This window comes from Streptomyces griseorubiginosus (assembly GCF_017614965.1).
In the GTDB taxonomy this organism is placed as follows: Bacteria; Actinomycetota; Actinomycetes; order Streptomycetales; family Streptomycetaceae; genus Streptomyces; species Streptomyces griseorubiginosus_B.
This window is the reverse complement of record NZ_WVUG01000472.1, coordinates 1-4,568: the sequence shown is the minus strand read 5'-3', so window position 1 is coordinate 4,568 and position 4,568 is coordinate 1. Positions and strand designations below refer to the sequence as shown.

The window sequence follows — 4,568 nt, the reverse complement described above, 5'->3', positions numbered from 1 at the left end:
CTCCCACCCCCCGGGTGCCCCCGGTGACCACGACCGTCCTGCCGCGCAGCGAGTTATCCACAGGTCTCCCGCTCCGATCCGCGGACTGCTAGCTTCGAAGCCTCACACCTAACAAATGTTTGGTGGAAAGGCGTTGCTTGGAAAGGTAGCTGATGCGCCCATGGGTGTCTCCACCTCGTCCCCGGAAAAGGGGATCCGTCTCCTCACCGTCGACTTCCCCCCGGTGAACGCGCTGCCGGTGCGCGGCTGGTTCGAGCTGGCCGACGCGCTGCGTGCCGCGGGCCGTGACCAGGGAGTGCGTTGTGTCGTCCTGGCCGCCGAGGGCCGGGGGTTCAACGCGGGCGTGGACATCAAGGAGATACAGGCGCGGGGCTCGAGCGCGCTGGTGGGCGCCAACCGCGGCTGCTTCGAGGCGTTCGCGGCGGTGTACGAGTGCGAGGTGCCCGTGGTGGCGGCGGTGCACGGCTTCTGTCTGGGCGGCGGCATCGGCCTGGCGGGGAACGCGGACGTGATCGTGGCGAGCGAGGACGCCGTCTTCGGCCTGCCCGAGCTGGACCGGGGCGCCCTGGGCGCGGCCACGCATCTGGCCCGGCTGGTCCCGCAGCACCGGATGCGCGCCCTCTACTACACCTCGCAGACGGTCACCGCGCGGGAGCTGCACGGCTACGGCTCGGTGTGGCGGGTGGTACCGCGGGACGCACTGCGAGAAACGGCCCTGGGGCTGGCGCGCGACATCGCCGCCAAGGACGGAGAGCTGCTGCGTCTGGCCAAGACGGCCATCAACGGCATCGACCCGGTCGACGTGCGCCGCAGCTACCGCTTCGAGCAGGGCTTCACCTACGAGGCGAGCGCGCTCGGGGTGGCCGACCGGGTGCGGGACACCTTCGGCGAGCAGAAGGAGGGTGCGTAGGCGTGGGTGACAAGACGATGACCGCCGAGGAGGTGGTCTCCCGCCTGGAGAGCGGCATGACCCTCGGCATCGGCGGATGGGGTTCCCGCCGCAAACCGATGGCCCTGGTCAGAGCGCTGCTGCGCTCGGACGTCACCGACCTGACGGTCATCTCCTACGGCGGCCCGGACGTGGGCATGCTGGCGGCGGCCGGACGGATCCGCAAGCTGGTCGCCGCCTTCGTCACCCTCGACTCCATCCCACTGGAACCGCACTACCGCGCGGCCCGGGAGCGCGGTGCCTTCGAACTGACGGAGATCGACGAGGCGATGTTCATGTGGGGGCTGCGCGCGGCGGCGAACCGGCTGCCGTTCCTGCCGGTGCGGGCCGGGATCGGATCGGACGTGATGCGGGTCAACCCCGGTCTGCGGACGGTCACTTCGCCGTACGAGGACGGGGAGACGTTCGTGGCGATGCCGGCCCTGCGGATGGACGCGGCCCTGGTGCACGTGGGCCGCGCGGACCGGCTGGGCAACGGGCAGTACCTCGGCCCGGACCCGTACTTCGACGACCTGTTCTGCGAAGCGGCGGACGCGGCCTATGTGTCGTGCGAACGGATCGTGGACACGGCCGAGTTGACGAAGGAGGCGGCGCCCCAGTCGCTGCTGGTCAAGCGGCACCGGGTGACGGGTGTCGTGGAGGCCCCGAACGGCGCGCACTTCACGTCCTGCGCCCCCGACTACGGCCGGGACGAGGCCTTCCAGCGGACGTACGCGACCACGCCCTGGCCGGAGTTCGCGGCCCGGTTCCTGGCCGGGGACGAGCAGGCGTACCAGACGGCGGTGAGGGAGGAGTCATGACCGAGGCCACAAGCACTCCCGCTGTTCCCGTCACCCGCGCCGAGTACTGCGTGATCGCCTGCGCCGAGGCCTGGCGGGGCGAGGGCGAGGTGCTCGCCAGCCCGATGGGGCTGATCCCCTCCATCGGCGCCCGGCTCGCCCGGCTCACGTTCTCGCCGGACCTGCTGCTGACGGACGGCGAGGCGATGCTCGTCCGCCCGGACGGCACGGTCGAGGGCTGGCTCCCCTACCGTCAGCACCTGGCCCTCGTCACCGGCGGGCGGCGGCACGTGATGATGGGCGCGAGCCAGATCGACCGGTTCGGCAACCAGAACATCTCCTGCATCGGCGACTGGGAGCGGCCGAGGCGGCAGTTGCTCGGGGTGCGCGGGGCGCCGGTCAACACGTTGAACAACCCGACGAGTTACTGGGTTCCGAAGCACTCCCGGCGGGTCTTCGTCGAGAAGGTCGACATGGTCTGCGGGGTGGGCTACGACCACGCGGCCGCCCATCCGGAAACGGCTCGCTATCACCGCATCCCGCGTGTCGTCTCCGACCTGGGCGTCTTCGACTTCGCGACCCCGGACCACTCGATGCGCCTGGCCTCACTGCATCCGGGGGTCACGGTGGAGGAGGTGCGCGAGGCGACCGCCTTCGAGCCGGCGGTTCCGGACGAGGTGCCGACGACCCGCGAGCCCACGGCCGAGGAACTGCGGCTCATCCGCGAAGTGCTCGACCCGGCCGGCCACCGGGCCAGGGAGGTCGGTTCGTGATGGAGACGGCGCTCACCCGCCTCATCGGCGTCCGGCACCCGATCGTCCAGACCGGCATGGGCTGGGTGGCGGGCCCCCGTCTGGTGTCCGCGGCGGCGAACGCGGGCGCGCTCGGCATCCTGGCCTCCGCGACGATGACGATCGACCGGCTGCGGGAGGCCATACGGGAGGTGAAGTCCCGTACGGACGCGCCGTTCGGGGTGAATCTGCGGGCCGACGCGGCGGACGCCGGTGACCGGGCGAGCATCATGATCGAAGAGGGCGTCCGGGTCGCCTCCTTCGCCCTCGCTCCCTCCCCCGAGCTGATCGCGGAGCTTAAGGGGGCGGGTGTCGCGGTCATCCCCTCCGTCGGCGCGCGACGGCACGCCGAGAAGGTCGCGGCGTGGGGCGCGGACGCCGTCATCGTGCAGGGCGGCGAGGGCGGCGGGCACACCGGAGAAGTGGCCACGACGGTGCTGCTGCCGCAGGTGGTCGACGCGGTGCGGATACCGGTCGTGGCGGCGGGCGGCTTCTTCGACGGACGGGGCCTGGTCGCGGCGCTGGCGTACGGGGCGGCGGGGGTCGCGATGGGCACGCGGTTCCTGCTCACCTCGGACTCGACGGTGCCGGACGCGGTGAAGGCGCGATATCTGGCGGCGACGGTCCGGGACGTCACCGTGACCAGGGCGGTGGACGGTCTGCCGCACCGGATGCTGCGCACGGAGCTGGTGGACTCCCTGGAGAACTCCGGCCGTGCGCGGGCCCTGCTGCACGCCCTGCGCCGCGCGGCCGGCTTCCGCAGACTGTCCGGGCTGACCTGGCGGCAGATGGCACGCGACGGGCTCGCGATGAAGCACGGCAAGGAGCTGTCCTGGAGCCAGGTACTGCTCGCCGCGAACACGCCGATGCTGCTGAAGTCGGCGATGGTGGACGGCCGTACGGATCTCGGGGTGATGGCGTCCGGGCAGGTCGCCGGGGTGATCGAGGACCTGCCCTCGTGCGCGGAGCTGGTGGCGCGGGTGATGGCTCAAGCGGAGGAAATCATCGGCGAGTTGGCGCGGGGCGGTGCTTCAATGCGCACATGACGGAGACGATCAGAGAGCCGTGGGGATCGAGTGTTTTCGGTGCGGGGAGCGTGCGGGTCGAGCCGCAGCTCGTCCGGGTGAGGTTGTCGGTGGATGTGCTGGAGCCCCTGCCGGACAAGGCGTTCCAGGAGGCGGGCGCTGCCGTGGCACGGCTGCGTGAAGTACTGCGCGGGCACGGGATACCGGACGCGTCGGTGTCGGGCTCCCGGCTCAAGCTCAGCTCGGACTACGACGGGTACGGCGGCGAGCGGAAGTTCCTGGGCTACCGCTGCCGGGCCTCGTACGTCATCGAGACCGAGGTGCTCGACGATCTCCAGCAGCTGATCGTGGACGCGGTCGATGCCGGGGCGCACCACATCGACAGCGTCGAGTTCGACGTGCACGACAAGCCGGCGCTGCGGGACGAGGCACGGCGCAAGGCGGTGGCCGCCGCCCGCCGCAAGGCCGAGGTGTACGCGGAGGCGGCGGGCGTACGGCTGGGCCCGGTGGTGCACATCCAGGACGTGGACTCGGAGTCCTACGAGTTCCGCCAGTACCGGGGCCACGGCGGCGGAGGCGGCAACTCGGCGGGCGACCTCGCACCCGGCATGGTGGAGGTGTCAGCAGGCGTGGTCCTGGGCTTCACCCTCACCCACTGACGCACCCCGGCCCACGCACCCACGCCGCGTTGGGCGGTGGCGGCTGACGGCGGGCGGCCGGCGGCTGGCGGCCGGCGGCTGGCGGCCGGCGGCTGGCGGCCGGCGGCTGGCGGCTGGCGGCTGGCGGCTGGCGGCTGGCGGCTGGCGGCTGGCGGCTGGCGGCCCACCGGCTACCGCCCGAGCGCCTACAGCCGCCGCGCGCCACTCGCGACGGCCGGTGGCCGCCCAGCGGCTGCCGCCCGCCCACGACCACCGCGCCGCCACCCACCACTGCTCGCCAGCCGAGCATCGTCCACCGGCCGCCCGCGCACCGCCGCCGACCATCGCGCCAGCCGGTGGGCCACCGGCCACCACCGCACGGCCCC

Annotated in this window: 5 protein-coding genes; all 5 read left to right on the top strand. The window is 72.4% G+C overall.

Annotation, left to right across the window (positions count from 1 at the left end; all coding sequences use genetic code 11):
* Positions 1-160 precede the first annotated feature (160 nt).
* The 5 genes from GRC12_RS42085 to GRC12_RS42065 are packed head-to-tail and all read left to right on the top strand — an operon-like array spanning position 161 to position 4,203.
* The gene (locus GRC12_RS42085; protein ID WP_208785724.1) at positions 161-910 is read left to right on the top strand and encodes an enoyl-CoA hydratase family protein; all 750 of its coding nucleotides are present in this window, start codon (positions 161-163) and stop codon (positions 908-910) included.
* A 2-nt stretch (positions 911-912) separates the two neighbouring features.
* Positions 913-1,749: a CoA transferase subunit A gene (locus GRC12_RS42080; protein ID WP_208785723.1), complete on the top strand. Its 837-nt coding sequence runs from the start codon at positions 913-915 to the stop codon at positions 1,747-1,749.
* Positions 1,746-2,501, top strand: a complete 756-nt coding sequence (locus GRC12_RS42075; protein WP_208785722.1) for a CoA-transferase subunit beta — start codon at positions 1,746-1,748, stop codon at positions 2,499-2,501. Before GRC12_RS42080 ends, GRC12_RS42075 begins: the two co-directional genes overlap by 4 nt.
* Positions 2,501-3,565: an NAD(P)H-dependent flavin oxidoreductase gene (locus tag GRC12_RS42070; protein ID WP_208785725.1), complete on the top strand. Its 1,065-nt coding sequence runs from the start codon at positions 2,501-2,503 to the stop codon at positions 3,563-3,565. The genes GRC12_RS42075 and GRC12_RS42070 overlap by 1 nt, the downstream gene beginning before the upstream one ends.
* Positions 3,562-4,203 carry an SIMPL domain-containing protein gene (locus tag GRC12_RS42065; RefSeq protein WP_208785721.1) on the top strand — a complete coding sequence of 214 codons (642 nt, stop codon included), beginning with the start codon at positions 3,562-3,564 and terminating at the stop codon, positions 4,201-4,203. Before GRC12_RS42070 ends, GRC12_RS42065 begins: the two co-directional genes overlap by 4 nt.
* Positions 4,204-4,568 lie beyond the last annotated feature (365 nt).

What these genes read in the sequence shown, in the direction of transcription:
- GRC12_RS42085 (WP_208785724.1), top strand. Translation starts at nt 161, where the DNA reads ATGGGTGTCTCCACCTCGTCCCCGGAAAAGGGGATCCGTCTCCTCACC.
- GRC12_RS42075 (WP_208785722.1), top strand. Translation starts at nt 1,746, where the DNA reads ATGACCGAGGCCACAAGCACTCCCGCTGTTCCCGTCACCCGCGCCGAG.
- GRC12_RS42070 (WP_208785725.1), top strand. Translation starts at nt 2,501, where the DNA reads ATGGAGACGGCGCTCACCCGCCTCATCGGCGTCCGGCACCCGATCGTC.
- GRC12_RS42065 (WP_208785721.1), top strand. Translation starts at nt 3,562, where the DNA reads ATGACGGAGACGATCAGAGAGCCGTGGGGATCGAGTGTTTTCGGTGCG.